The following is a 22,454-nucleotide window of genomic DNA, read 5'->3' as shown; positions in this document are numbered from 1 at the left end:
GCTCTCCTTTAAAACGCGTCAGAGTCTAGTGAACAATGCGCGGCTTGGGAAGCAGCTGCCTTGCAGCAGCAATCGCGTGAGGGCGCACATTTTCTTGAATCTGGATATTACGCCAGCGGCGCGACCATTCAGCCCGCAATGCCTTGTGGAGCATTTTTTTGTGCGTGAACAGCAGCCGCCGGAATGTCGTCTGCGCGCCATTCTCGGGTAGCGCAAGAAAGCCCTCAATAAATACATGGTGGCGCCGCGCTTCATTGAGCTCGCCCAGGCCGCCCATAACAACCGTTCGGTGCCGCGGCTTGTAAATGTAGGCAGGGTTTGGCGCGAACGAGATACCGGGTTCGTGCGCAACGATCTCGCCCGCGAGCCAGATGCCGCCATCGACGGCGATTTTGGCGTAAGGTTCGAGCGACATCTCGAGTACGACAGGCTTGTAGAGCGGGGGAATGGTCATTCTTGGTCTCCTTTTAAAGTTTCGATCTCGTTTGAGCGGACTTTGCGTGGCTTGGGTTGAAAACTTCATCTAGAATTTCGCCGAAGTATCTTTCGAGCGCCTCGACCTCGGCCGTCGTCACTGGCAACGGGTCCGGCAGCTCGTTGACCACTGTCCAGAATTCTGGATCGATCGGCCGTGGGTTTGAATTTTCCTTTCTAGCGCTCATGGCTGAGCTCGCTCACTCGGGACCGCGCCCGCTCCGCATGCTGCTCAGCAATGCTTGCGACATCGACGAGGTCGAGCGTCGTCGATTTGATGCGCTCGCGGGAGAGCCGCTCCGCGAGATAATGCAGGCGGCGCGCATCATCGATTGTTTGCTCGAGATCGTCGCCGCTCGCGCGAATGCCAGCATCGATGCTGTTACGCGCGCCATACCACCGGGTCTCATCCGTAGAGCGCGAAGCCAGGACATATGCGTCGTGGCGATCGAGGCGATCTGTCAGCAACACGAACGCGCGCTCGACTGTCAGGCCTTGCGCTCTGAACGCTGTCGACACGAGTCCATTCGCAAGCCGAATACGCCCCTTGGCGTCCGCAAATTCAGCCGGTGAGAACGTAAGTCGACGATCGCCGCATCTGGCAGTGATCTGCACGGACTTCGTCAAACGCGAGGTCTTGATGCTCTCGACATGAAGAGACGTCCCGTTCACCACGCCCAAGCGATCAATCCGGCGGAGAGCAACGAGATGGTCGCCGACCGCGACGGGCAGAGAGTAAGCATTGCCGGAGGCATCGGCGGCCGGCAGCACGATTTCGCGCCCACCAACGATGCCGTCGCTTCGCAGGCGATTGCGCAATGCCGCACCGAGCGCACGCGACTCCGCGTTCGTCTTGGCGAGGACCATGAGCTGCTCGATCGGTGAAGAGCGCCGCGCTGCGGACCAATCCTCAACGAGCGCATCGACTGCCGGCTTGAGCTGGTCGTGCAAAGCGATGAGGCCGCGGTCATGGAATGCTGTCAGGCCTGAACTGGCATCGCCGCGCGCGAAGGCGAGAACGGCCTCGCGCGCCCATGTTTCGCGCTGTCGATGAATCTGAGACAGACTCACCGCGCCAATCGAATCGCGAACGAGGCGAATCGCATGGCCGGGACCGATGGGCCTTAACTGCCTGTCGTCCCCCACCATCACGAGACCGCAAAGATTGCTTTTTGGCCTATCAAGGCCGCCAGCGCCGTCCACAAGATCGAGAAGACGCGCGAGCTGCACGCTGGATTGAAGTCCGCTTTCGTCGACTAGGAGGATGGTGTCGCGATCAAATGCGGGAAGACTTTTCGCCGCACGCCGATCAATGCGCGCGAGCAGCGCATCGATTGCGAGCGAGGGTACCCCGATGGACGCACCCGCATCCAGCGAGGCGCGCCACGAGACTGAAGCTGCACGGACGGCGTATCCTGCGCCAGCGCCGCTGCCCATTGACTCGAACGCGCGGGCAATGGCGGTCAGTGCCGTCGACTTTCCGCTTCCCGCCGGGGCGAGAATGCTGACCAGACGGCGCCCTGAGGTCGCCGAGAGGGCAACATCTGTTTGCTCATCCGATAGACCAATTCGGCCGCAGAGATCACGGACATGGGCGGGATCCGGCGCCGCGATTTTTGCTTGCGCCAGATCAACGGCGGTTTCGACCAGGCGACGCTCTGTCGCGACCATGTCGGGCGTGGATAGCACCGGGCCATCACGACTGTCGCCGAGCATAACGATAGCACCGCCATGCATAAGGTCATCGACGGACATGAGTGCATCATCGACGGAAGCACCGGTGCCAGCCAACGCATTGCAGGCGGTCTCAATGACGTGCCGCCGGCTGAACGTGGCCTCGTACTCAGTCAGTTCAGCAGGAACCGTTCCCGCGACCTGTTTGATACGGACGAGGGGACTCTCGGATTGCCTCGCAACGGCAAGGCGCTCTCCAGCTTCGAAGGCAGCAGCAACAACACTGTCCGGTTCAAATCCCAACCGTCGTATTGCTTGATGCCACAGGGCGAAGCGGTCCGCATCGTTGATCTCATCTTTGGCGCGTCGGGTGTTGCGCGCAGCCGCAGCTGCAACTGCCGGTGCTGCATCCGAGGTCAGTCCCGCCTTAGCCAGCTCTCGTTCGATCGCCGAGCGCCGCGCAGAAAAATACGCGCAGAGCTCAGGCGGCACGGCCGCAATCGACCAGCGCCAGTCATCTTCCACGCGATCGATCGCAAAGCCGCGCTGCTCCAGTTCGTGTGCGAGTGCAAGCCGGTAGCAGGCGCCGAAGGTCTTCTTCCAAGATCGGATATCGCCCGCTGTATCGATTGCGCCGAAGGTCCCATCGAAACGCTCGCAGATCGAGGGGATGCAGAGATGATGGTGGCGCTGCACACTAGCCAGCACCGTTCCGTCCGCGTGCGTCTCTGGCCGCGCCTCCGAATGGGTAAACACCGCCGCCACGAACTCTTTTGCGTGTTCGCGCCGCACCCCGTCCCGACCGCGGCGAACGAGGCGGATCTCCTTTTCGATCAAGCGCAGGACCGCTTCAACGGCCGCACTTTCGGCGTCTGCGATCATGGTCTGGATCGAATGATCGCCCGCAGCATATAAAACGGACAGCGACTTCGGCGACGACAGCGTGAGATCGACACCCGGCGCCCGGCGCTTGAATGACGGTGCGGAGACAAGCCTATTGCCAGCGGCATCACAGCCATCGCAAAGAAGGTCGAAGTCGCGGGGATCGACCGCGGTGCCGGCGACAATTCGAAGTTTGGTATTGCCGCGCAACCAAACGCCGCCCGACTCTGCGCCCGCCCGATAGTAGTCCGAGGGCTGCGACGTATAGTAGCCAGGGCGGCGGATGATGGCGAAGGAAGCAACCAAGGGAAAACCTCATAAGTAGAGGCCTCCCATTCTGGTCAGATCGGCAATTGCTGCTCGGAAACGAATTTGCCGTTTTTTGACAACGGCAGCCGCAGCGAGGTTTTGGGGCTATTGCTTCGCAACAGATCTAGTTCCCGTGGTTAGAGCCTTCGACTCTCGATGAGCCACTATCCGACCTTTGCCGCGGAATTGGGTGCGATATGCGCCTCCCGGCGATCGGGCCAGGTGGTGAGTGGAACATCGACAATGCCGACGGTTGGGAAACCGCAAACCAGAAGCTTGATCATCGTTCCGTTGCCGGTCACGCGCACCCCGAGCTCGTCGGTGAGCAAGTCGGGCAGGATGACGGGAACGGTCACCGTCTCTCGCGGGCGAGTGATCCCGGCCTTCAATTCTTCGACCGTCGCATCCCGGCGGCGACTGATGCGTCGCTCGCCAAGCCAGGTGCGCAGGATCCGCTCAACGGTATCTCCCGGCTCGAGGCGCAGCACCAGGCGAATGCCGAAGCGGCTTTCTATGATGGTTGCGTTTTCGGGGCCGGCCAGCGAACTCAGTTGGCCGAGATCCTGCAGACTACAAATGGTCGTAACTTTCATTTCGCGGCCGAGGGAAAGGAGGCTCGGAAGCCTCGTCATCGGGATTTCCGAGAACTCATCCAGCACGAGGGCCAACCGCGGGGCGTCGGGTTCACGGCGAGCAGGGGTCAGTGCCGCCGTCGCTATGCGTTCCGCAAGAAACGATCCCAGCAGGCCCGATAGCTCCGGAAATGCCAACGACTTCTGAAACACGAGCGCCGCGGGCATCTCGCCCTTGCGGCCCATCCATTCTTGCACGGTAAACTGGCGCTCTGCAGGGACACTCGCAAAGGCGTCCGCCAGCGGCTCGATTGTCGCAAGGACCGCCACCCACATAGTGATGAGCACGGACATCACGGTCCGGTTCTCTGCGGGATCCGACCCAAACGAGACGAGTGGAAGGCTCGGTGCATTAATTTGCGTCAGCGCCTGTTGTAGGCTTGCCGGGCTGGATAGCGCGATTTCGCGCAGTTCATTCCAGCTCCAGTGATCACCATGACGAGCACGAAGCACCATCGCAAGGTCGGCTAGAATCGCGCGCGCCGCCGAGACCCACATGCTTTTCTTGTTTTCATCATCGATACATTTCGTTGCGAACTCCAGAGCAATCGCGCGATTTGTGATTTCCGGTCCAATGTTCAAAGCCCATGTCCGCGCATCGTGCGGCGCCACGAGAACGAACTCGTCGGTGGGGAGACCCGCGACCATATCGCCCTTTACATCGAAGACGAAGGTCAACCCGGTGCCAGCCAAGAGCTGTGCGATGTGAGCCCGCAGTAACGCCGTCTTCCCCGATCCTTGTGTGCCGATTACCAGAATATTGCGAGCCTCTTGCGCCCGGTTTAGTTGCACGTTCGGCAGAAGCCATAGACCGTCCTCGGCGGTCCTTCCCGTGCGGCGAATGAAGGCCTGGATGGCTCGCCGAGCATACTCGCCAAACAAAACGCGCCGACCGCTCTTTACCAAGTCGGTCTCAACGGGCGGCGTGCGGGTATAGGTTTCATAAAAGGCGACGCTTGCCGCGATGAAAGGGGTCAAACCAAGCGCCATCAGCCGCGCGCCTAGCTTGGGCTCGCCCGCAAGCTGCGCTGGGATGTTCACAACCCAGCGCATGCGGCAAGTCACGAACAATGGCCCGTCGGAGACTGAGCACCGCCAGCCCGTGATCTGCCGGAAAATCTCGATTAATACGGGATGGCTGTTCAGCGGTACACGGCCCGCGAACAGCAGATCAACATCGGGCGGGGCAACTAGAAAGAGTGACAGATATGAGAGGCATCCGATCGCGATGAAGATGCAGAATGCAACCAGAAGCGCGGGGTAAAACTTGACGATCGTATTGTTCACGTTCGATTCCTACATTTTGTGTGCGGATCAGCTGAGCAGCGCGGACAGCAAGCTGACCGCAACGATTGCGGTGAGGCCGGCAATCGCGCCATAGAAAGCGCCGACGACTTGAAACTGGACGATTCGGCTCTCCTGGTGTTTCCAGTTGGTCTCATCCTCTGAGACCGTCTGCTTTTTCGCCTCTGCGACGGGGGACGGGGGCGTTGGCGCCGAAACGCCCAAAGCCGCTGCGAACGACCGCAATCCCGCCTGACCAAGTCGGCGTAACGCGACCGGATCGAAGGTTGCGGGAGCGGACATGAAGAGGGCCGCAAGATCGCGGCCGAGCTGTTCGCGGGACCGCGATGCCTCGATGGTCGCCTTTGCTGCAGCTCCGCTGAAATTCTGAGGCGTCGGATTAGCCATTCTGATTACCCTCAGCATCGATGAACTGATCGAAGGTCGCGAACATGGTGGCGCACCACGCCGCGACATCTCCCTTGACGATCTTCGCTTCCGGCAGAGGCAGCCCAGTGATCGCCATGACCTCCCGAACCGGCATCATCACAGCGTCCATCAAGCGAATATTGGCTGCCTCGAACGGCGCCCAACTGTCCGCTTCGATCGCGGGCATTTGGATGGTGGCCGCCTTGGCCGCCAGCGGACCAATCAAGCCACGACCGACAGCGGCGGCCTCGCTCGAGGGATGGAGGTCGCAGATTCTGCCGTCGCGCTCGTTCTCAACGAGCATCAGGCGCGCCCGCGGCAACGCCTCCATGAATGCGCTCGCCGACTGAACGCCGCGCCGCATCGCCTCCGCCTGACAGGTGTAGGGCGTCACGATCAGCGTCGACGTCCCAAGCTGATCCAGCTCTTCCTGGAGATCGGTCATGCCCGCCCAGAGTGCACCGCGCGCCGCCTCGTTGGCTCCGAATTCGACGATGACCATTCCGCGCGCCTGGCTGATGCGCTCGATCGTCAGGTAGAGCGGCGTCAGAGCACGCCAGACTGACGTGGGATCTCGGCGTGCGGCTTTCTGGTCAATCGCAATGCTCACGACGTCGTCAGTAAGCCCTTTGAGCGACTCGCCAGTCGTGTCGACCTCGACCACTCCGCAGGGCAGATTGCGCAGCCGCAGCCACTCCGCCATGGCTTTGGCCAGCAAGCTCTTGCCGATGCCGCCCTTGTCGCTGACAATCGGCGCGAAGATAGGCAAAGCGAGCTTAGGCGTGGAAGCTTTTCCGATTTTTGGCATAATCTCATTTCTGCTCTCATCACCTCGGCGCCATTGCCGAGCGATGAACAACAGGAACGGATTTCTGAGAGAGCTGCTCGGAAACGAATGCGCGAATATTTTACAGGTGCGCCGAAGAGTTATGTGCCCGTTAGTTGCGAGACCCACCAGTCGCGCGGGAAGCATTCCAAAGCGAGACTGGTGAGCGGGGTACGAAGGTTTCGGTAGAGATCGCCACTTACGGACGAGAAGAACAAATTGTGTAAGACACCCATTTCGAGGTCGCCTGCTGTATACTCCTCGCCCAGGCTCATCTTCCGTAGCATCTGCGCCAGCCTGAACTCAGGCGTCGCCAATACGTGATTGCTGCAAAGAAGATTGGGGTCGATTCCCGCCAACGACGCAACAATGAGCAGTTCTTCGGGGGAAAAATCGAACCGGGTAAACGTCTGATGCATCGCCTTCGTCATGGGGTCGGGGATCGGGTCAAGCGAGCGCCACCGATCTCGCTTGCGCTTGCCGCTGGCAACCTCTTCGGCCCGCATCCTCTCCTTCTCCTCGCGCTTTGCGATGCGCTCATCAGCCTTGTGTGCGGCTTTGGACAGCTCCACTTTGCCCTCCGACAACTCAGTGATATGAGCGCAAGCTCTCATCAGGGTTTTGACGGACGACGTCGCCACCGCGAGCGCGTCCTCATACTGCTTGGGCGTCCGCATGGTTGTCGTCGATGCAGCGACCTGCTTGACGATCAGTTCGACGACCTGTTTCGGCTCTACCGCTCCCGCCACAAAAGTCGCCGCGACCGCTTCGCCTTCATCGCGAAGGCTACCCATGAGGGTGAGCTTGCGGTCGAAGGGGGCGAGCGCTTCCTGCTTTGCGTGACCCTTGAATGGCACGCCATCGACCCAAGAGTGTTCACACAAATGTTGTAAACCGCTTCCGCGGTCTGGTTTTACGCGCTTGCCGTCCAGATCATCTTGGCCAGCGAGCAATGCACCTACCGCGATATCCTGCCGAAACACCTCGAAACTTAACGCGTTCCGGAGCTTAATTTCCGCATCGTGTTTTGTGCGACCGCCCCTGGCAAGGATCGTCCGCGTATCGATAGCGGCAGCGATTTTCAAAATGGGGACGCCGCGCCGAAATTCGGTGAGCTCCTGATGAGTGAGGGCGAAATACTCGCTTTGAAGAACTTGCTCGTTATAGGGACATAAGAAGCAGTGATCGGTGAGTTGGGCAACACGATCCCATACCATACTATCAATTCGACCATCCCAGCCTCGAATGTGGTCTTCATGAACGACGAAGAGTACGGCGAGCGCATCTAGCGGGAAAGCGTCGGTCGGACGCACTGACCGAGCGATAATCTTTTCGCAAGCGCGAATGTTGTCAGTCACCGCTTGTCGAAGTATATCCGCGTTGGCGGCAATGATTGTGGGTCTTGTCATTGATAAGATCCTGCAGGTTACGGGTGATCGAAGGTGATGTCGCTGCCAGCGTGTTGCGGTTGTTGGATCAATTTGCGATATGTTAAATTCTGCAGCTCATTATTCACGTCGCTGCATGCAGCCAGAATCCCACGGTCGATGATGGCGGCACAGCGCAGCTCAATCAGGGCGTTACGCAGCGCGCCGCCGATTGCCAAGCTGTCTTGAAAATGTTCGATGTTCACCACGTTGGGTGCAGCGATACGGATAAGTTTCGGCGTCACCAAAAGCCAATCCGACATCGAGACATGGGCTAGTGTGAGCAGGCCCGATCCCAGGAACAGAACGACGCACGCCGGGAAGGCTTCGTGCCCCTTCGCCTGAAGTGGCCAAAAATCGAGCGGCCTTGCCTGAAGGATAGTACTGTCGAGAGTAAGATCGTTCATTTACGCCTCAAAATAGCCTAATGCCGACCCTCGCGAAATGCGTCAGCCGGAATCACAACTGCGGAGCAACAGGTTGCATTTAAGCCGATGTTGGATTCGTTCGTCCGCACGGCAGCAAAGCTAGTGGATGCTGTCGGCCGGCGCGGTGCCGAGCGGGGTATGAGTGTTGAACCAAAGACGGCCGATTGCGAGTACCGCGTTGCCCATGTCCCGTGCGTCCGGCCGCTCGCGAATCTCGAGATGGAGGCTCTGACCATCGCGCGAACAGAAGAGCTGGCCGACCACCCGGCGGCGAATCAACAGGACGAGCCGCGGCTGCGTGAAGAAGCAGTCCACGACCTGGAAACCTTCCAGCTGAAGCTTGTGGCGGCGCGAGGCCTTCGTAATCGTTTTTACGAGCGCGAGCGGATCGATGATCACGTGGAGCGGCAGCTCGAACGCGATCGAAAGGTTTGGGTCGAGTGCCTCCACTGCGATAGTGTTCTGCACGCGGCCGTCGTGCCCTACATCAAGTCTCGATGCCCTATGCATGCTTTCCAGCAGAAACCGCGTAGTCTCGTTGAGATCCATAGCTGCTGCTTCCATAAAAGCAGCAGCTGGCAGAAATTTCTCGTTGGCATCGATCAGCATGGCGCGCTCCTTTAAACTGGGTTCAGGTCATGCGAGCGTATTAACGCCCAAGGCCGCCAAAACATATGCAGCTAACCCCCCGTAGTTTTTTGCGGACGAATCTCCGCGATGCGAGACACGCATCTCGTAGGCTCTGCTTTCAGTTGGTTCACCGCCAGCGTCAGAAAACGGCACTCGCGACTATCTCAAGCGGCGGAGCGCTTGCTAACCGGTAGAGCTCGAACAAGGGAAGGTCGGAGGGCAGTGTTTGACGTTCAAGGGTAAAGGGAGAGGAAATGTAAACCTTTGTGCATGTGTCAATTATTCCCCTATCCACGGACGCTCTCACCCTCTTGGCCGAGCCCGCCCGCGACGCTACCGATTGAGCGGCGCGATGATCGTGATAAATCAGCGATTTGAAAGTGGAAATTAAGACCCTTGGCCTTAGATACCATAATCTGTAGCTGTTCGATCAGAAAACGGTGGACTGCGAAGCCGTTTTCGGCGGGTGCACGAGTCTTCGGGTGGTTAGCAAATATTGATGAGAGAGACCGCTAACGTCAAATATGACCTCATCAATTTGGTGCGCAAAGTTCTGCCCGCGTGCCCTACGAAACCAGCATGGGATGTTCGTCTTGTCGATCGTTTTGACGCGGCCGGAGCGGAGCCTGAACAAGGGATTGTTCGTATCCACAAGAACTGGCTCAAGATAATTCACGAGCCTGGTCTAGCTCATGTCACACGTCACTATCTCCTGGCAGTCGAGCCATTCTCCGTCGTCGATCCTCGCGAAGTTATGGAACGCTACCATATGCAGTGGCGCCAACATCTGGTGTTGATGAGCAAGGCCGTCACAATTGAGCGGGAGTGGCAAGCTGGTCGCTTCACTGGAAATCTAATTGCAGGGCACGCGTTTATCGCAAGAGTCGATGAAAGCGAAGTAGTAGCGCATTGGCTACCGACGCAGGCCGTCGCAACGGCTCTAACAGCGGCGCGCTCACGGCAAAGGTTCGACGCACGTCGTCTGCTTAAGCTGCGACGGGACGCTCGATCACTCCTCGATACGCTGGCGTCCAATCCGAAATACGCTCATGTGGATCTCTCAGTAGCACCATACGCAGCCCTTCTTCCAATGCTCTCGCGCTACAGGCGAACACCGAGCATTCCATTTTTAATCCTCAAGGGAATTTGCTACGATCAAATTCCCAGTTTGGACAGGCAACGCATCCTCAAGCTTCTTCTGCAACTCGGTTATGATGTTGCGGAGCAAAGCAACTTGTTCGACAAGTTGCTGGATGAGTTCTTGTATACGTTGGACGCTCCTGGCGAGAAGTTAGTCTAGTCGCTTGATTGAATGGAGGGGAGCTCCGTCGTGCGGCCCACGGCAGTGCGACGCAACGAAGATCAGCTTACGCAGCCTGCGTTCGGCGCCGTAACGCTGCATCTTAAAGTGGCCTCTAATCTTTATACGGCGCCCGAGCTGCCAGCCTCCCTGGTTGTTGGTCTGGACGCTGCGTCCGAAATTGTCAGCGGGTGCACGCAAACGCTCCACACGAAAAAGACTGAACGCGCGCTGTCGCCTCCGCGCGGCCCGATTGGGCCTGCGCCCCTGCATGTTGATCGTCGCCATTGGCAGAATTTCGCGTCGATCTGGTTTAGCGACGGCCGCGTAAGCAAGCGTAAGCCACACCATATCCTCGATTTCGGTGACGATGCTGTCGAATTGCAGACCAGACTCTTGATGGCGATGACGAAGAAATTCATAGAATAAGTCATCGCTCCGACCGGACTTATCGCCGACGAACCAGGAGGCGCGCGCGGTGGCTAAGGTGCCGATGGCGCCGGCGACTGCAAAGATGCGTAGATCGCTCGAAGAGTCGAACAGGCTCAGGGCGCGCCTCGGTCGCGCCGTGTGGCAGATGAAGACAGCCCGAAGCTGATAGTTTTGGCCGAGCCGGAAAGCCCCTTCGGCAACATCGATGTAGATGATAGACTTTTGCCGAGCCAAATCCTGTCCGCGGCGAACGATCTCTTCAGAAGCGCCCGCTCCTGCAAACAGCCGCGCGAGGTCCCGCCCTACAGCACAGGCAAAGGGTGTAACGCGAAGATCACCCGGCTGGACAAAAAAAGGAGCCAGGACGGCGAGGAATTCGCTGTTGTCAGCGACTTTGCGCCCGTCCTTTGCCGCCCGGTCTGTCTCTGACGCAGCGTCTTCGGTCAACATGCGCATCAACTGATAGTCAGGTAGCCGATGGAGACCGGCTGCACGCCCTTCGGCGTCCAGCCCGGTCCGAATTACGCCGCCAGTTTCTTCGGTGATAACGTCCAACCACGCACGCATCTTACAATCTCCTTCATCGCTAACGCCGAGATCGTCGTGGATCTCAAGTTCGCGACATCCGATAGCAAGGTCGGATAGGGAGAATCAGAGGGGTTACCCGGGGTGGTTTTGATTGAGGTCACCCGGCAGCAACGAACGAGTACTTGAGTCGACCGGTCTGACAATAAATAGTCGAACTAGGACCGATCGACATTCATTGCATCCAGATTGTAGCGGCGGCGAGATGGATGAAGCCCGTAAAGTGCGCTGTTCGCCTGTCATAGCGTGTTGCGAAGCGTCGGAAGTGCTTGAGGCGGCAGAAGCATCGCTCGATCCGGTTGCGATGCTTGTAGAGCGCTGTGTCATGCGGGATGACGATCTTGCGATTCCGCTTTGACGGGATCACCGCGGTCGCGCCGATCCCGTCGATCATCGCGCGCAGGGCATTGCTGTCGTAGGCTTTGTCGGCGAGCACGGCATCGCCGTTCTGGCCCTCGAGCAATGCAGGTGCCTGGGTGATATCGCTTGCCTGGCCCGCCGTCACGATGAAGCGAAGCGGCCGGCCAAGTGCATCGGCCAGCATGTGGATCTTGGTGGTCAATCCGCCTCGGGAACGCCCCAGCGCCTGATCTTTGGCCCCCCTTTTCCGCTCGCTGCCTGGTGATGGGCGCGAACGATGGTGCTGTCGATCATCAGATACTGATTGTCGCGATCGGCTGTCAGGGCCGCGAATACCCGCTCCCAGACGCCGCCATGGCACCAGCGGCTGAAGCGCCGTTGCACTGTCTTCCATTTGCCATAGCGCTCCGGCAGGTCGCAACAGCGCGCGCCCGAGCGCAACACCCACAAACATCCGTCCACAAACGGGCGATTATCGGCCGCAGTACGCCCAGTTCGCCAGCCTTGCCCGGCAGCAACGGCGATATCCTCGCCCATTGCGCAGTATTCAACTCGTAGCGCTTCGTCGCCATCGTCCGCTCCGTGAAAATCACGGAACTCTATGAATCAGCAATCATCCCAATTGGGAATCATGAATGTCGATCGGTCCTAGATCATTCGCCGCCTGCAGCGGGCAAGTTTCATGATTTCTGTAACGAATTATTTGAAGTCGACGTCCTATGACACCAGCGGCGGTTGCTATTTGGAATAAAAAGAGTCTGGGGATCAGGGGTAAGAGATGGGGTTGAAAATGCCTGCCTACGCCTACTATTCGGCGAAAGGTACCGACAACGTCAAAGATCAAAAAGACAGTGGTTGGAACCTTAGGAGCCAGGGCAAGATCGACAAGTTTTTTAATTTCATCGCGCATCCTCTGATCCGCGAAATTGGTCTCAAAGAGGTCATCTATAATAATCAGATAGATTTGCTCGAAATGGATTGGCGCGCTCAAACCTTTTTTGAGCCCGATACCGAATATCGCCCGCGGCTTACCGAGCTAATCGACGCGATGGGCGAGCACGGCACTGTCGTCGTTCCTGACATGAGCCATCTGAAGGACGGTGCCTATTGCCGTAGAGTGATCGACCGCTTTTGCGACTGCCCGATTGCACCGGTGTCAGTCGCACGGGTTGAGAACAGAATCGATCGGCTCATGCCGTATCTCCTCCGGCCACTATCGGAACTGCGTCGAACTCGGAGTTTCCTCGAAGGAGTAAAGTTGTTCTTCAATGAAGCGGCCAACAGCGCTGTCGATAATCGGGATGGGCTGAAAAATCATCTGGTCCATACACCAAAGAAGTCGGCTTAATCGCTGTTTTCAAAATGCGAAGCCCGATCCTACTCGCACGCTGCTGAGAAAACCCGCCGGGGTAACCTGGCTGTGTTTTACTCACATTTCACACTAGTTCTTCCCAAGCAGCCGCACGGCTGACCTTTTAGAGGGAAGTACATGTCCAGCAAGAAGCCACAACCCGCCAATCGCAACCGAGTATCGAAACTTGGTGTCACCCAAAAGACGGACATCTCGACGCCCGTTTTGCCGCAGGGAGTCGGTGAGCTCCCGCTCTTGCTCATCGATCAGTCCAACCTGCCGGCAGCAGCTGGCGTGCTGGCGGGTCATCTCGCAAACTCGTCAAAGCTCTTTCAGCGCGGCGCGGAGCTCGTCAAGCTGATTGAAACTGGCGATGGGTTTTCCATGCGCGATCTCAACGTCAACGACGTCATCAATCACGCGCATCTGGTGTGCCGTCCGGCCGTGCAAAAGATCGTCCGAGGTGAAATCGTCGTTGAAGCCGTGACTCTTCCCGAACGGGTCGCCCGGCTATATCTCAATAGGCACGACGCCTGGGGCGTTCCTCACCTCGACGGGATCTGCCGTGCTCCGATCCTCGCTAACGATGGTTCGATCCGCGTCGCGCGCGGCTACGACAAGGAAACGCGCTTCTGGTGCACGGGCATCGAGATGCCGAGCATTCCTGAGCGCCCGTCGCGTAAGCAGGCCGAGGCGGCCTTGCTTACGCTTCGCAAGCCTTTTGCTAGCTTCCCCTTTGCGGACGCGCAGACAGTCGTTAGCCGCAGCGGCCCGACCGTCGTAAACTCTTCAGTTGCGCCGGGCATCGACGAGGCCACCTACCTCCTTGCGGTTTTGACCGCCGTGTGCCGTCCGAGCTTGCCGCTCGCGCCCGGGTTCATTATTCGATCCCCGCAATATTCCGGGGCCGGAACCGGCAAGGGGCTCCTTGTCCGCGCAGCGTCGCAAATCGCCTTCAACTTCTCTCCGAAGGCCTTTACCAGCACCGGCGAACGCGCCGAGCTCGATAAGCGATTGACGGCCGCTCTTGTCGCCGCCGATCCGGTCATCTTTCTCGACAACGTTAATGCCGAGGTTGTCCGCTCGAATCTGCTGGCACAGATCGCCACTGAGAATCCCTGCGCAATCCGCCGTTTCCGGGAAAACACGAAAGTGGTCTCAATCACCAGTTCGGCTTTTCTGGCGATGACCGGCAACGCGACGACGGTGTCGGAAGACCTCGCGCGGCGCTTCTTGATTGTCGAACTCGACGCTGGTTGCGAGGATCCCGAGCAGCGCCGATTTGACGGGGACTTTCGTTCGACCATCAAGCAGAAGCGCAATGAACTCCTCGCTGCAGCGCTGACGATCTGGCGATGGGGGCGGATCAATCAGAGCAAGCCCGGTCTTCCGCTTGGTAGCTTCGAACAGTGGGCCGCGTGGTGCCGTGACCCGCTACTCGCACTCGGTTGCCCCGACCCCGTCAGCCGCATTTCCGAGATCAAGCGTGATGATCCGCTTCGTGGACAGGTGGTCGAGTTCTTCACCAACTGGCACGAGCTATATGGCGAGCGACCTATGAGGGTAAAGGACCTCGATATTCGCCTGTCCCGCTTGGCTGATCCGCAGGAGCGCGGCAGCCGTCAGAGCCTCGCGAGCTTTGTGGCCCGCCTTGAGGGCACGCGCGCCGGCGGATTTGTGATGCTCCGCATCAAATCCCCGTCCCGGTGGAGTCCGTCGAGCTATGCGTTGAAGAAGACGGAATAGGACGCAACTACGATGCCGCTGAATCTTCGATATTTCCAAGCAAATGCAGCGAACGAGTTGGCAGGGGCTGCATCGCTGTAGTCTGAATGCATAGGGATCATAGGGCCCATCGAGAGTTAAGCGGGCATTCGCCGCATAAGAGAGCATGATCCAGTTTCTTGCTTCCTCGAAATATGACACCGATGTGCGTGCTTGTGATCACTGAGCATTTGAACCATCGGGGCCATAGGGCGCATAGGAGTCATAGGATCCCACCTACGGTTGATTTCCATCGCAGTGCCAGAGACATCGTGTCACGAGGACGGGGCAGCCTGTGGAAGCCGATCGGGGGTCAAATGCCTTATCTATTCACAGCCAGGTTCAGGCCGCCAGCCGCAAGATACCTAATTTCCTACTTGATCAGCACTGAGCCGGTTGTCACGCCCGCAAATGACGGCTTCGGCATAGGCCGGGTATCCCAAGCAACCGACGCACCTGCCCTTGGCAGGCCTGCTTGCGAGTGCCTTACTTGGTACTCGGCGAAGGCATTTCGGTTCTTGTGCAATCTTCGCAGCACGTGCCTCAGCAGTAGGCTACGCTCACCGTCGATCACGGTGCAAGATGACTAAAATGACTCACTGAAGATCAATTCGCGCCCCCTGCTAGTCGCCTGGTAATAATCAGCCCGGCAGGCATCCCCGAGAGATAGCAACGCGTAACCGTGATTATAGACCCCGCCCGTGGTACCAAGCTTGGACGGATCAAGCATTGACGGTGTATTGTCGAGATCGGCAAGCGGCTTGTAAATTTCGTCGATCGTCGATACCGGAACCGCCCCATGACCCAGACAGCGACCGCGCTCCAGCCCTGCAAAGGGATTATAAATGCTCAGAGTATGCTCATGGCCCCAAAACCACGCCGCAATCTCTTTGGTACTCGTCATTTGCTTGTAAGCTTTCAGTAGAAGCGGGTTTACTGCCGATCGCTTTCCATCAGAACCTAGCGCTCCGATGGGGGAGAATGCGGAAAACAACTGATGATGAGAAAGCAGGATCATGCGGCCAGGGAATTCACTGATGCGGTCGCAGTGCCAGGCGACTTCATCATCCTCAAGGTGAGTGACCGCGCCGGCCACCGTGCCCGGATTGTCGTCGTGTAATCCGGTATCCATCGCCAGAAGTTGCCATTTTTCATCGGCAGACCTGAGACAGAAGAAGCTTGCGGGCTGCGTAAAAGGCGCTACGTTGAGCTCAGCGATCAGGCTATAGAATCCAAGTCCGCCACAGTACATGTCGTGGTTGCCAGAGAGCGAATAGATGGGAAGCGCTTTATCCTTACGAAGAATGCCATTGATCGGGTCGACGAAGTTTGTATTGCACTCCTCAGGTGTGCCCGAATAATAGATATCGCCGAGGTGCACGACCACGTCGGGGTTATCTCCGGCCATGTACTTCAAAATATCAATCGCGGGTAACGCTCCTGTACCCCAGTCTCCCATCAAGGCAACGCGGGCATTCGCCTTGATCTCGATTGTTTTCGGGCCGACGGTCGATGCCCGGACATACGGGATCGGCTTGCGTTTCCCATCCTCTCCAAAGTAGCTTCGGTATGCCTCCAGCGTGGTAATCCATTCAGGGTCGCACGTCCCGGCGATAAATTCGTTTTTTAGCTGCACAATGGCCTGCTCATCTCGAAGCGCCAAAGCTTTGATGTACCGTAGACCGAGCTCAGCGCACACCTGCGCAATTCCTCCTTTGGAAAGTTCTCGCGCTGCGGGACCCGCGGTTGAAAGCGGTGAACCGCCGCCGGCCAATTTGTGAAACTCCCGTTGAGCGATTTGCGCAGCTTGATCGGGATAAGTGCTGGATGCGGACCGCCGAAGCCCGCCACGTTGGCTTGTGGCCTTGGCTGTCCTTGCGTCAATCTTCTGGGCTACTTCACCAACTGCGGACTGGTACAGAGAAAGAATCGGATCGCGAACGGTTTTGAAATTGTCACTCATCGGCGGCCTTCTCTTCACGGTTCTGTTGAAGCCAGTGCTCTAAGATCGGGAAATACTTACGAACCTGCTCGCGATCACTGTCTTTCTCGCTATCAGCAAGGTCATCGTAAGGCGTACGTATTTGTCGCTCCCAGCGCTCAACCAGGTTGGCCGGCAAGATAACCGAGCCATCTGGTTGAAGTTGCCCTTGATCATGAACATACCGCTGCCAGTGGGCCCACCGGTCATGCTCAATCGCCGCAAGTTGCTCCAGCAATTGGTCCAAGGATTTCTGGCGTTCGGTGTCGGACACAGGAACCTCGCTGGCATTCAGATCAATTCGTCTGCCACTAGCCTGCGGTAGTGCTCACCGAGCACTGTAAGCTCGCAAGATTTGCTTTCCATAGCAGCGTGCCACATGTGCGGCGCATCGACGGGGCGCACTAAGTTCACTCTCGCATAATTCTGCAACACCTTGAATATCGCTTTTTTCGCAGGGTCCGGCGCAGGAATATCCGGATTATCAAGCTGCTCTTGCGATCTTTCCGGCTCAAATGCAGGATCGAGCTGAAACTGAAAACGCGGCTCTGGAAAATGGACAGCGAGTTGCAGCAGCTGCTCGTGTGGAATTGGCGGCGTAGCCTTTCGGAGCGATACAAAAGATTTTACGTTGGTTTTGAACACGGGTCGCTGTACACCCCACGGCCCGAGTGACTGATCGATATGCGCGTATACGCTGCCAGGCGTTACGTCGCCAACAAGATTTGCCGCAGCGCCGTTCAAAGCATCAACCAAAAGATTGGTGAAAACGCCCGGTGCTCCATTGCCGCCTTCAAAAGCGTATTGATCTTTGGTCGACGCGGTAAGGAGGGTCATACCCTTGCTGATTTCAGCAACACTATCATCACCGGCACGATCGCCTACTATTCCACCGTGGCAGCTATCGAGGATGATGATCTTGTTGGTCGCTTTTGAGGACCGGGCAAACGTCATGATGTCGCTAAGAGCCAGGCCGTCGTTACCGTCCTGGCAATCGCTGGCGCACAGAAACCCACCCGTTTCATCGACATAACCATGTCCCGCGAAGTACAGAAGCGCGATCTCAGGGTCATCCTTGAAAAGCCCTTCGATCGATTCTCGGAGAGTCTTGCGGTTGATGGAATTCTGGACGCTGGTCGCGGTTAAGACCTTCGGCTTAGTGAAATTGGACGTCCCGTCCGCATGCCGGCTAAGGACACTCGCTACAGCATCCGCATCGTTGACGCAGCCGCTGAGCGACGTGAAGTCGTGATAGTAGTCGATGCCAACGATAAGTGCCTTGCGCATATCGGCACTACAGAGAGTCGATGAAGTTTGAGATATTAAGGTCGCTCCATGTGTAAGTGGTCACGCCATCGATCTCGGTTCGATCGGCCGTGTACGCGTAAATTCCGCGAATCTTTTTCTTTTCTTCCTTCGCGCAGGCGATCTCCCACTTCTGGCCGCTGGAAGTCTTTGAGTTTTTGCTCACCAGAACAATAACGCCGTCCGATCGCTTGATTCGCGTCCGCACCTTTTCTTTCCAGCCGCTATCGTAGGCTTCCTTAACGGACATATCGATGAATTCATAAGGAGCGCGGGGGTGAAGCGACTGCCCCTTGAGGAAATCGCGCTGCGTTTCGTCCTCGATCGCGAAAGCGACGAAAATAACTTTTTTGTCGGCCATGATGATGATCCTTTGCTAAAACTGTTTATCGTTGCCCGAGGGCGGCTTTTAATGACGTGTGAAAAGAGCGAAAGCCCGAGGCTCGCGCGGTGGTTCGGTAGCCCTTTTGCACCCGGTCCTCGACGAGCAGCTCGGCTCGTTTGGATTCCTGGACGTACTTTTGCAGATCGGCGTGTGTCCTGAGGTATGGCCATTTCGCCAAGTATTCTGGCACTGCGGCCGTCCCCGAAACGAACGATGCAAAGAAGCGTTCTTTTTCAGTCGCGACGCCGATTTCCCACGGCACCCACCACGATGCCTGGGTCTGCGCGCTGATGACTGCGAGCAACTGCGTACACTGATCGAGCTGCGCGCGAATGTAATCGGCCAGATCGGGCCCGCTTTTTGCGAGCTGACCATCGATAACATCCAGGTAGACCTGAAGTCCGTTTGCAACGAGATACGCCGAAATCGCAGAAGCTTGCTCTGCGTCTTCTTTCTTGTGAGAGACAAACACCTTGACGACCATTTCGGCTTCCTCATCTGGGCTTAGAACATTTACAGAACGAAGCATAGAACGCAACCCTTGCGTGCGTCGCAATATGATCCTTCCACCGAGATGTTCGGCCTCCGGCGAACCTGCTTAGCGCAGGCGGAAAGAGATTAGCTGTAGAGACCGCTGAGCTTTTTCGTCCGTTGGAGGGCCAAGCCCGGCCTCGCGTTGGTGTGCGCGGTGCCGGTGCGCCCGATGCACCCCATTCCCGATCAATATCAATTCGCCAAAGCGTGGGCTGCACGTCCGGTTTGGGGGAACGAAAAACATTGCGACGAGGTCGCTACGGGTGAGTGTTATTGCCTCATTTTCCATAACGAGTAGGGCGAGTTCTATGTGTGCAGGAAGATGACCGGACGGATGGTGAGCTGGAACGCCGGATTCAAAGAGTTGAAGACCGAAAAGGCCTTTATAAATCGCATCAACCCTCACGAGCTGCCCAAGGAAGAGATCGAGCGTATAGCGGAGAAAATGTACGGTCGCGGCAACAGACGTGCTTGATACGCCCGACTGCACGAACTGCCCTCACGCCGGGCGCGATCACGAAGGGAAGGTGCGGCGAGAGCGAGATGCTTGCAAAATCCGGCATCGAGGCCGCCGCTGCACCTGCCCCGGCTAAATTGCAAAGGACGACCGGCGGCGTGCTGCCAACGTGTTTCTCCGACGCCTACGAGCGCTGCCGGAAAATGGAAAAGCAGCAAGGAAAAGTTAATGTTTCCCGGGTAGTCATTATCCTGCCAAGGCCTCGTCCGGCCTTTGATTTTTGAGTCAGAAATGACCGAGCCGAGCAAGAATGTAAGAAATCCCGACATCCAGGTGCCCCATGATCGGCACTGAGCTGAAGGGTTGGCGCAAGCGCCACGGAATGACGCAGGAAATGCTCCGCGTGGAGCTGGACGTGTCCCGCCAGACAATCGTGGTCTGGGAGGCCTCCGACAAACCGCTCCCCCGGGTCACTGAGCTGGCTTTGGTGGCCCTGGAGTATGTGCCGGACTGCCGGACCACGACCGGCCACCGCTACACCGCCGCCGAGCTCCCGAAGGTGCGGGAAAACGTGAGGATGCGGGCCTGATTTCATGTGGTTTGGCCATTTATCCCATGCGTTTACCCGCTTTACGGGTATTCTCTCTGTCGGGAGGGACTGGGGGATGGCTAACAAGCTGACACTGGGCGCGCGCCGCGTGCGCGAGCTCGCTGAAGAGGCGAATCGGCGGAATTTGCACACCGAGCGAGATCTTATGCGCGAGGTGACAGAAATCCTCACCGCCGCAAAGTGGACGATCCACGACCAGGCACGGAACCCGCCGAGAAGGTTCGGCGGCGACATGCTCGCCTCTCGAACCGAGCTTGGCCAGGAGCGTCGGTACGCCCTTGATTTCGTCGTAGAGGTCAACGGGGAGAAGGCACGCGAGCGACAAGCCGCCTTCCGCAATTACATTCAGCAGAGTAAGCAGCCATTCCAAGACTTCGATGAGTTTTGGGTGGTTGGATACTCGGTCGCCGACCCGATGCGCCGCAACCCCGGCAACGACCGCCACTTCCGCGTGATCTCTCTCGAAGAACTGCGCGCGCTCCTCGCCCCGCCGAAGTCGAAACGCTCCGGCAAAGCCGTCACCAAAATTGGCAAGGCTATTGAGGCGAATGAGAAATCGATCCTGCTCGCGATTGAGGGTCTGAAGCTTCAGATCGGGGACCGGATCGCCAAGCTACGTGACGAGCGTCCCAATGACCCGGATGCCATCAAGAAAGTGGACGCTTCGATCGCCGGTTTCGAGGAAATGCAAGCCGGACTGGAGCACATCAAAGTCGCCGTTCAGCAATTCAAAAAGAACGAGGTGAAGGAGAAGGCGGTTGTCGAGAGCGTCCATTCGTTCAAGGGCTCGCTCGGCAAGTGGTGGAACAAGAGCCACGACACGATCTATACCAGCGCGTCGAACAGCGCGATATTCATAGGAGCAGCCGGACTGCTCCATACGATTGGCTTAGACAACGGCGCAGCGCTCGCAATCGTCGGTTCGTTTATTGGAGGGGAGACCGTTGCGAAGGTGCTTAAATCTCTTCCCCGAGGGTTATTTACCAAGCAGTCTTAGGCCTTCTGCTTGTTGTCCGTGGCCACGATGATGACGGAACCGCAGTGAGTGAAAGCCGACAGCGCGAGCTGCACATCGGTCATTTTCTTTTCGTCCTTCTGCTTGCTCTGAGAGTGCAGCGTAGGCAGTGCGAAGCTTCGTCATCGTGTCTTTGACTTCCGGCCCGTCAATCTTATGCGCCACGGCATTGCGGAGCCGGTTGGCTTTCTTCAAGACCTCCCACGTCGCGGCATCCCCTTCTGGCGGGGCGATCTCATCGCACTGCACGATTATGTCGTAGAAGGTGTCACCTGCCTCTTGCCGTAAGCTTCGACGAGCTCGGTCATGCTCTGTTCGACGCTCACATGGTAGTTCAGAACCGTGACGATGAAGTCGTCCAATTTCTTGATGCGCTCGGTTAGGTTCTTGTGGCTCTCGATCAATCGCGGGTCGTTGACGTCCATTGCCTTTCTCCCCACCAGTTTGGACTTAGAACAGCAGCGGCGGCGTATAATAACCACGGGCCGACCGCGCTATCGGCTCGCCGGAATCGCGCCAAGAGGCGCGTTTCCGCCATTTGGCTTCGATCACTAACGCGATCCGCGATTGCCGTCAGCTATTCCGGTATATCGCGGAAAGAGTCCTCCTTCGGGGCCGGCAGTTTCAGTCAAGTCAAAGCAGTGATTAACACGCGTCGCCATGCGTAGAAATTACGCTTACTCCGACCGCCGGCGAACTTCACGCGCTCGGGCCATGAAAGCCATTACGTTCTCGCTCTCGCCCGCCGGTTCGCTCGTTGAGCGTTTCGATTTCGTTGCCGCCTTTGGCTGGCCATCATTCTGCCCGTTGCCGGAACGAAGTTCAGCACGGTTCTCACTTGGCTTGATGCGCGCCTTGGTGGGCATCGTACTCTTTGGCCGTTTTGCATGAACCACGGCAAGCTTGGCTGCGGGCTGCTGCCCAACCTCATTTCTACCATTGATGGACGCGATTTCTGCAGCACGATGTCGCCAAACGGTCGAAGAAAGCGTTCCAATGCTTAGCGGCTGTCCGGTCTCGCTAGTAATTCCGCTGCCACTCAAAGCTCTCGCTATGTCACGCCAGCCCATGCCACGCCGTTCCGCGACCTCGAACCAGGCCATATGCCGTGCGATTAGCTTGGACAGCTTCATGCGTCCGCCACCCGGCAGATGAAAATCCTCTGCTATGGCCTTGAGACCCTTTTGCAGTTCTTTGTTGGAAGCCACCATCCGTAGTCCTCTGAGTCCCGATCGAGATATATGGCTGCCCGTCTTCTGCAAGTCTCTGCAAACTTATGCAATATTTGCAGGCGAACGCAGGAAGTTGCAGGCTTTACACCTGTGCATCGATGGATGGCGTCCGCATGGCAAGAACTATTTCGACGTTACAGCAGTTGGT

Annotated in this window: 22 protein-coding genes and 1 pseudogene; 6 read left to right on the top strand and 17 right to left on the bottom strand. The window is 57.6% G+C overall.

The genetic code is table 11. The annotated features are described in order from the left end of the window. Nucleotides 1-25 precede the first annotated feature (25 nt). The 8 genes from ACEK02_RS14160 to ACEK02_RS14125 form a co-directional block, all read right to left on the bottom strand. A complete protein-coding gene (locus ACEK02_RS14160) occupies nucleotides 26-454 on the bottom strand; it encodes a hypothetical protein (protein WP_371422316.1) in 429 nt (142 codons plus the stop codon). Between the two features lie 197 nt (nucleotides 455-651). Further along, nucleotides 652-3,336 carry a MobF family relaxase gene (gene mobF, locus ACEK02_RS14155; protein ID WP_371422315.1) on the bottom strand — a complete coding sequence of 895 codons (2,685 nt, stop codon included), beginning with the start codon at nucleotides 3,334-3,336 and terminating at the stop codon, nucleotides 652-654. Between the two features lie 167 nt (nucleotides 3,337-3,503). Further along, a complete protein-coding gene (locus tag ACEK02_RS14150) occupies nucleotides 3,504-5,258 on the bottom strand; it encodes a type IV secretory system conjugative DNA transfer family protein (RefSeq protein ID WP_371422314.1) in 1,755 nt (584 codons plus the stop codon). 27 nt (nucleotides 5,259-5,285) lie between these two features. Beyond that, nucleotides 5,286-5,663: a hypothetical protein gene (locus tag ACEK02_RS14145; protein ID WP_371422313.1), complete on the bottom strand. Its 378-nt coding sequence runs from the start codon at nucleotides 5,661-5,663 to the stop codon at nucleotides 5,286-5,288. Then, nucleotides 5,656-6,543, bottom strand: coding sequence for a hypothetical protein (locus ACEK02_RS14140; RefSeq protein WP_371422312.1), 888 nt, complete (start codon nucleotides 6,541-6,543; stop codon nucleotides 5,656-5,658). The genes ACEK02_RS14145 and ACEK02_RS14140 overlap by 8 nt, the downstream gene beginning before the upstream one ends. 68 nt (nucleotides 6,544-6,611) lie before the next feature. Then, nucleotides 6,612-7,919 (bottom strand): hypothetical protein, encoded by a 1,308-nt coding sequence (locus tag ACEK02_RS14135; protein ID WP_371422311.1) that lies wholly within the window; start codon nucleotides 7,917-7,919, stop codon nucleotides 6,612-6,614. Nucleotides 7,920-7,936: 17 nt separating this feature from the next. After that, entirely contained in the window at nucleotides 7,937-8,344 is a 408-nt protein-coding gene (locus tag ACEK02_RS14130; RefSeq protein WP_371422310.1) for a hypothetical protein, read from the bottom strand. Nucleotides 8,345-8,464: 120 nt separating this feature from the next. Further along, nucleotides 8,465-8,974 (bottom strand): hypothetical protein, encoded by a 510-nt coding sequence (locus ACEK02_RS14125; RefSeq protein ID WP_371422309.1) that lies wholly within the window; start codon nucleotides 8,972-8,974, stop codon nucleotides 8,465-8,467. Nucleotides 8,975-9,494: 520 nt separating this feature from the next. Here ACEK02_RS14125 and ACEK02_RS14120 point away from each other — a divergent pair. Continuing rightward, nucleotides 9,495-10,295, top strand: coding sequence for a hypothetical protein (locus ACEK02_RS14120; RefSeq protein ID WP_371422308.1), 801 nt, complete (start codon nucleotides 9,495-9,497; stop codon nucleotides 10,293-10,295). Here the strand turns inward: ACEK02_RS14120 and ACEK02_RS14115 are convergent. Both ACEK02_RS14115 and ACEK02_RS14110 read right to left on the bottom strand, forming a co-directional pair. Next, nucleotides 10,287-11,294: a hypothetical protein gene (locus ACEK02_RS14115; protein ID WP_371422307.1), complete on the bottom strand. Its 1,008-nt coding sequence runs from the start codon at nucleotides 11,292-11,294 to the stop codon at nucleotides 10,287-10,289. The genes ACEK02_RS14120 and ACEK02_RS14115 overlap by 9 nt on opposite strands. A gap of 193 nt (nucleotides 11,295-11,487) precedes the next feature. Further along, nucleotides 11,488-12,244: pseudogene (locus tag ACEK02_RS14110) on the bottom strand (IS5 family transposase). A gap of 206 nt (nucleotides 12,245-12,450) precedes the next feature. Here ACEK02_RS14110 and ACEK02_RS14105 point away from each other — a divergent pair. Together ACEK02_RS14105 and ACEK02_RS14100 are read left to right on the top strand one after the other, a co-directional pair. Beyond that, nucleotides 12,451-13,020: a hypothetical protein gene (locus ACEK02_RS14105; RefSeq protein ID WP_371422306.1), complete on the top strand. Its 570-nt coding sequence runs from the start codon at nucleotides 12,451-12,453 to the stop codon at nucleotides 13,018-13,020. Nucleotides 13,021-13,161: 141 nt separating this feature from the next. After that, nucleotides 13,162-14,769: a hypothetical protein gene (locus ACEK02_RS14100; protein ID WP_371422305.1), complete on the top strand. Its 1,608-nt coding sequence runs from the start codon at nucleotides 13,162-13,164 to the stop codon at nucleotides 14,767-14,769. A gap of 604 nt (nucleotides 14,770-15,373) precedes the next feature. Here ACEK02_RS14100 and ACEK02_RS14095 read toward each other — a convergent pair. The 5 genes from ACEK02_RS14095 to ACEK02_RS14075 are packed head-to-tail and all read right to left on the bottom strand — an operon-like array spanning nucleotide 15,374 to nucleotide 18,942. Then, entirely contained in the window at nucleotides 15,374-16,750 is a 1,377-nt protein-coding gene (locus tag ACEK02_RS14095) for a metallophosphoesterase (RefSeq protein ID WP_371422304.1), read from the bottom strand. Continuing rightward, nucleotides 16,743-17,042 (bottom strand): hypothetical protein, encoded by a 300-nt coding sequence (locus ACEK02_RS14090; RefSeq protein ID WP_371422303.1) that lies wholly within the window; start codon nucleotides 17,040-17,042, stop codon nucleotides 16,743-16,745. The genes ACEK02_RS14095 and ACEK02_RS14090 overlap by 8 nt, the downstream gene beginning before the upstream one ends. A 17-nt stretch (nucleotides 17,043-17,059) precedes the next feature. Next, a complete protein-coding gene (locus tag ACEK02_RS14085; protein WP_371422302.1) occupies nucleotides 17,060-18,055 on the bottom strand; it encodes a caspase domain-containing protein in 996 nt (331 codons plus the stop codon). 7 nt (nucleotides 18,056-18,062) lie between these two features. Beyond that, nucleotides 18,063-18,434, bottom strand: coding sequence for a TIR domain-containing protein (locus ACEK02_RS14080; protein ID WP_371422301.1), 372 nt, complete (start codon nucleotides 18,432-18,434; stop codon nucleotides 18,063-18,065). A gap of 25 nt (nucleotides 18,435-18,459) precedes the next feature. Beyond that, nucleotides 18,460-18,942: a toll/interleukin-1 receptor domain-containing protein gene (locus ACEK02_RS14075; RefSeq protein ID WP_371422300.1), complete on the bottom strand. Its 483-nt coding sequence runs from the start codon at nucleotides 18,940-18,942 to the stop codon at nucleotides 18,460-18,462. A 593-nt stretch (nucleotides 18,943-19,535) separates the two neighbouring features. Between ACEK02_RS14075 and ACEK02_RS14070 the strand changes: the two genes are divergently transcribed. The 3 genes from ACEK02_RS14070 (at nucleotide 19,536) to ACEK02_RS14060 (ending at nucleotide 21,056) form a co-directional block, all read left to right on the top strand. Beyond that, entirely contained in the window at nucleotides 19,536-19,733 is a 198-nt protein-coding gene (locus ACEK02_RS14070) for a hypothetical protein (RefSeq protein ID WP_371422299.1), read from the top strand. Nucleotides 19,734-19,789: 56 nt separating this feature from the next. Then, a complete protein-coding gene (locus ACEK02_RS14065; protein ID WP_371422298.1) occupies nucleotides 19,790-20,038 on the top strand; it encodes a helix-turn-helix transcriptional regulator in 249 nt (82 codons plus the stop codon). 76 nt (nucleotides 20,039-20,114) lie between these two features. Next, on the top strand, nucleotides 20,115-21,056 hold the full coding sequence (locus ACEK02_RS14060) for a hypothetical protein (protein ID WP_371422297.1): 942 nt from the start codon (nucleotides 20,115-20,117) through the stop codon (nucleotides 21,054-21,056). Between the two features lie 269 nt (nucleotides 21,057-21,325). Here ACEK02_RS14060 and ACEK02_RS14055 read toward each other — a convergent pair whose 3' ends face one another. Together ACEK02_RS14055 and ACEK02_RS14050 are read right to left on the bottom strand one after the other, a co-directional pair. After that, nucleotides 21,326-21,499: a hypothetical protein gene (locus tag ACEK02_RS14055; RefSeq protein ID WP_371422296.1), complete on the bottom strand. Its 174-nt coding sequence runs from the start codon at nucleotides 21,497-21,499 to the stop codon at nucleotides 21,326-21,328. Between the two features lie 252 nt (nucleotides 21,500-21,751). Continuing rightward, complete coding sequence (locus ACEK02_RS14050; RefSeq protein ID WP_371422295.1) at nucleotides 21,752-22,285, bottom strand: hypothetical protein; 534 nt, start codon at nucleotides 22,283-22,285, stop codon at nucleotides 21,752-21,754. Nucleotides 22,286-22,454: the final 169 nt, after the last annotated feature.

It is taken from the genome of Tardiphaga sp. (assembly GCF_041424195.1).
GTDB lineage: Bacteria > Pseudomonadota > Alphaproteobacteria > Rhizobiales > Xanthobacteraceae > Tardiphaga.
The sequence above is the reverse complement of the archived record's forward strand: the minus strand, read 5'-3'. Positions and strand labels throughout refer to the sequence as shown.

What these genes read in the sequence shown, in the direction of transcription:
- ACEK02_RS14160 (WP_371422316.1), bottom strand. Translation starts at nt 454, where the DNA reads ATGACCATTCCCCCGCTCTACAAGCCTGTCGTACTCGAGATGTCGCTC.
- ACEK02_RS14145 (WP_371422313.1), bottom strand. Translation starts at nt 5,663, where the DNA reads ATGGCTAATCCGACGCCTCAGAATTTCAGCGGAGCTGCAGCAAAGGCG.
- ACEK02_RS14135 (WP_371422311.1), bottom strand. Translation starts at nt 7,919, where the DNA reads ATGACAAGACCCACAATCATTGCCGCCAACGCGGATATACTTCGACAA.
- ACEK02_RS14130 (WP_371422310.1), bottom strand. Translation starts at nt 8,344, where the DNA reads ATGAACGATCTTACTCTCGACAGTACTATCCTTCAGGCAAGGCCGCTC.
- ACEK02_RS14125 (WP_371422309.1), bottom strand. Translation starts at nt 8,974, where the DNA reads ATGCTGATCGATGCCAACGAGAAATTTCTGCCAGCTGCTGCTTTTATG.
- ACEK02_RS14120 (WP_371422308.1), top strand. Translation starts at nt 9,495, where the DNA reads ATGAGAGAGACCGCTAACGTCAAATATGACCTCATCAATTTGGTGCGC.
- ACEK02_RS14115 (WP_371422307.1), bottom strand. Translation starts at nt 11,294, where the DNA reads ATGCGTGCGTGGTTGGACGTTATCACCGAAGAAACTGGCGGCGTAATT.
- ACEK02_RS14105 (WP_371422306.1), top strand. Translation starts at nt 12,451, where the DNA reads ATGGGGTTGAAAATGCCTGCCTACGCCTACTATTCGGCGAAAGGTACC.
- ACEK02_RS14100 (WP_371422305.1), top strand. Translation starts at nt 13,162, where the DNA reads ATGTCCAGCAAGAAGCCACAACCCGCCAATCGCAACCGAGTATCGAAA.
- ACEK02_RS14095 (WP_371422304.1), bottom strand. Translation starts at nt 16,750, where the DNA reads ATGAGTGACAATTTCAAAACCGTTCGCGATCCGATTCTTTCTCTGTAC.
- ACEK02_RS14085 (WP_371422302.1), bottom strand. Translation starts at nt 18,055, where the DNA reads ATGCGCAAGGCACTTATCGTTGGCATCGACTACTATCACGACTTCACG.
- ACEK02_RS14080 (WP_371422301.1), bottom strand. Translation starts at nt 18,434, where the DNA reads ATGGCCGACAAAAAAGTTATTTTCGTCGCTTTCGCGATCGAGGACGAA.
- ACEK02_RS14075 (WP_371422300.1), bottom strand. Translation starts at nt 18,942, where the DNA reads ATGGTCGTCAAGGTGTTTGTCTCTCACAAGAAAGAAGACGCAGAGCAA.
- ACEK02_RS14070 (WP_371422299.1), top strand. Translation starts at nt 19,536, where the DNA reads ATGCTTGCAAAATCCGGCATCGAGGCCGCCGCTGCACCTGCCCCGGCT.
- ACEK02_RS14065 (WP_371422298.1), top strand. Translation starts at nt 19,790, where the DNA reads ATGATCGGCACTGAGCTGAAGGGTTGGCGCAAGCGCCACGGAATGACG.
- ACEK02_RS14060 (WP_371422297.1), top strand. Translation starts at nt 20,115, where the DNA reads ATGGCTAACAAGCTGACACTGGGCGCGCGCCGCGTGCGCGAGCTCGCT.
- ACEK02_RS14055 (WP_371422296.1), bottom strand. Translation starts at nt 21,499, where the DNA reads ATGGACGTCAACGACCCGCGATTGATCGAGAGCCACAAGAACCTAACC.
- ACEK02_RS14050 (WP_371422295.1), bottom strand. Translation starts at nt 22,285, where the DNA reads ATGGTGGCTTCCAACAAAGAACTGCAAAAGGGTCTCAAGGCCATAGCA.